The following is a 2,349-nucleotide window of genomic DNA, read 5'->3' on the forward strand; positions in this document are numbered from 1 at the left end:
AACTGTTATCAGTTTTCCGGCCTTACATCAGAAAAAAAACCAACACAAATAAACCGTCTGTACGGCGGCTTTAAAAAAGTATGTAAAGCGATGTTTCAATTTCGCAGATGGAAAGATTTTACCTGATGATAGTTACGGCTTTTACAGCAGGGACACTCCCGGAGGTCTATGCCAAACATGGCAAGAATCCTTACTTCAGTGGAAAGACCGTCATACCGGGAACGGAACTTAAGCCGTACTGTCTGGGTGCGGATTATAGCAATCTTATCTTTTCTGGTGCGGTTACTCAAGATCCCGTAATAGCGGATTCTGGTAAAACCTCTGGGAAGCACATGGAGCAGGAACCGCCGGATAAATTCCGTGCCCTCCAGTGTCATGACCTTGTCGGTATGATTGTCCCGGTAATCTTTATAGCGGAAGGAGACGGACGAATCCGTCACTTCAAGAATGCGGCTGTTGGAGATGGCAATCCTGTGGGTATATCTTCCGAGATAAGAGACCGCATTGGCTGCTCCATCGAAAGTTTCTTTTATAAATGGAATCCATTCTTTGTTATATAGGGAATCCATAAAAGAATTCCAATCAGAAATGGAATCAGGAACAAACAGTTTACCGTTTGAATGCAGATCAGAAAGAAGAGCCAGAAATTTCCCGCGAAATTTTTTGGAAAGGACTTTTACTGGAATGAAAAAGTCCTTTGAGGAACGGACAAACTTTCGGTCAGGAGTCAAACCGCCCCCCATAACGATGCAGTGGATATGTGGATGGAAATCAAGCTTTTGTCCCCAGGTGTGCAGTACCTGTATAATCCCTGCAGTGGCACCGAGATATTTTTTATCAGAAGCCAGTTCGAGAAGTGTTCTGGCAGAGGCCTTATGCATCAGGGAATAAAGCTCCTTCTTGTTAAAAAGGATCAATTCATTCAGCTCGGAGGGAACGGTAAAGACTGCGTGGAAATATGGACAGTCAATGGTTTCGGCCATTCTGGAATCGATCCAGAGTTCCTTGTGCATGATCTGACAGCAGGGACAGTGCCGATTGCGGCAGGAGTTGTTATGTACGGATACATGACCGCAGTCATCACAGACGGATATGTTGCAGCCAAGACTTCCGGACTTGCAGTTTATGATAGCGGAAGCCACTTTGTTATAGTGGGAATAGTCTGGCTGGGAATCTGCAAAACAAGAATAAAAGCGTTCAAAGGCCAGTTGTATGGGAAAACTCATTTCATACCTCCATTCATATCAAAAGGGCTGAGGGTGGAATGAACCCCATTGGAGCCAAGATGGACGTAAATGGTGGTAGAAGATAAGGATTTATGTCCTAAAAGGGACTTAATAGTGAGCAGATCGACACCGTTCTCATATAAATGAGTTCCGAAACAGTGTCGGAACGTATGACTGCTGATATTCTTATTCCAGCCAAGGCGCGCCAGGTGTTGATTGACAAACCGATTGACGGTAAAGGAACAGATGGGTTTATCAGAGGTGAAGGTGCTGGGGAAAAGCCAGTCAGTGGGCTTACCGTAGGAAAGCCAGTAATCAGTAAGAATATCCAGAGCATTGGAAGCAAGGATGGCGTAACGGTCCGAACGATTCTTGCTGTGGGAAATATGAATGGTCATGTTCCTCCGACTGATATCCTTATATTTAAGATGGCAGACTTCACCAACCCGGAGACCGGCGGAATACAAAAGAGAGATGACAGCTTTGTGTTTTAAGTTATCGAAAGAATCGATAAAGTAACGGACTTCCTCCTGGGAAAGAATTTCTGGGAGATAAGAATCAAATCTGCGGAAAGGGATCTGATAAGGATCCCAGGGTTTGTGAAGAACGTAAAGTGTAAAGAACTTAAGCTGGGAAATATGAGCATTGATGGAACGGTCGGAAAGGGATCTGACGTTTTGCAGAAAAAGGATATACTGGCGCAGTTCATCCCAAGAAACATCTTCGGGCAGTTTGTGGAGATGATCTGTCAGATAGGAAAGGTACGATTTAAGATAACTGGAATAAGATTTTAAGGTATGACCAGCAAGGCCTCTGAGGGAGACCATAGTCGTAAAAGAATCAATATAATGCTGCATAAGAAACCTCCTGAAAAGATAAAAGTAGTAAAGTGATTAAGAAATCGCAAAAGGAGGAGGTCTCGCAGTAAAAAAATAAAATAAGGAATTGTTAGTTACTGAAATAAATGATAGAATCAACATAGGCAGGTTTTGGTTTATGTGGCTGTTTAGGTGTGGTAGCTTAACAATACACGAAAAATTCAAAATCTGCCATATTTATTTTTGAGGTGGGTGGAGAATAAAAGGAATTTTGAACAGCCATCGCGATAGCGATTTTGTTCAAT

At 43.0% G+C, this 2,349-nt stretch carries 2 protein-coding genes; both read right to left on the reverse strand.

From position 1 onward, the window contains the following. Nucleotides 1–95: 95 nt before the first annotated feature. Nucleotides 96–1,226, reverse strand: a complete 1,131-nt coding sequence (locus CRO04_RS25630) for an IS91 family transposase (protein ID WP_097007053.1) — start codon at nt 1,224–1,226, stop codon at nt 96–98. After that, the gene (locus tag CRO04_RS25635; RefSeq protein ID WP_097007054.1) at nt 1,223–2,083 is read right to left on the reverse strand and encodes a tyrosine-type recombinase/integrase; all 861 of its coding nucleotides are present in this window, start codon (nt 2,081–2,083) and stop codon (nt 1,223–1,225) included. Before CRO04_RS25635 ends, CRO04_RS25630 begins: the two co-directional genes overlap by 4 nt. Between the last annotated feature and the right edge of the window lie 266 nt (nt 2,084–2,349).

The organism is Lacrimispora amygdalina, from assembly GCF_900205965.1.
GTDB lineage: Bacteria > Bacillota > Clostridia > Lachnospirales > Lachnospiraceae > Lacrimispora > Lacrimispora amygdalina_A.

Bases quoted from the DNA above. Each gene is read 5' to 3' on its own strand.
- CRO04_RS25630 (WP_097007053.1), bottom strand. From the start codon at position 1,226: ATGAGTTTTCCCATACAACTGGCCTTTGAACGCTTTTATTCTTGTTTT.
- CRO04_RS25635 (WP_097007054.1), bottom strand. From the start codon at position 2,083: ATGCAGCATTATATTGATTCTTTTACGACTATGGTCTCCCTCAGAGGC.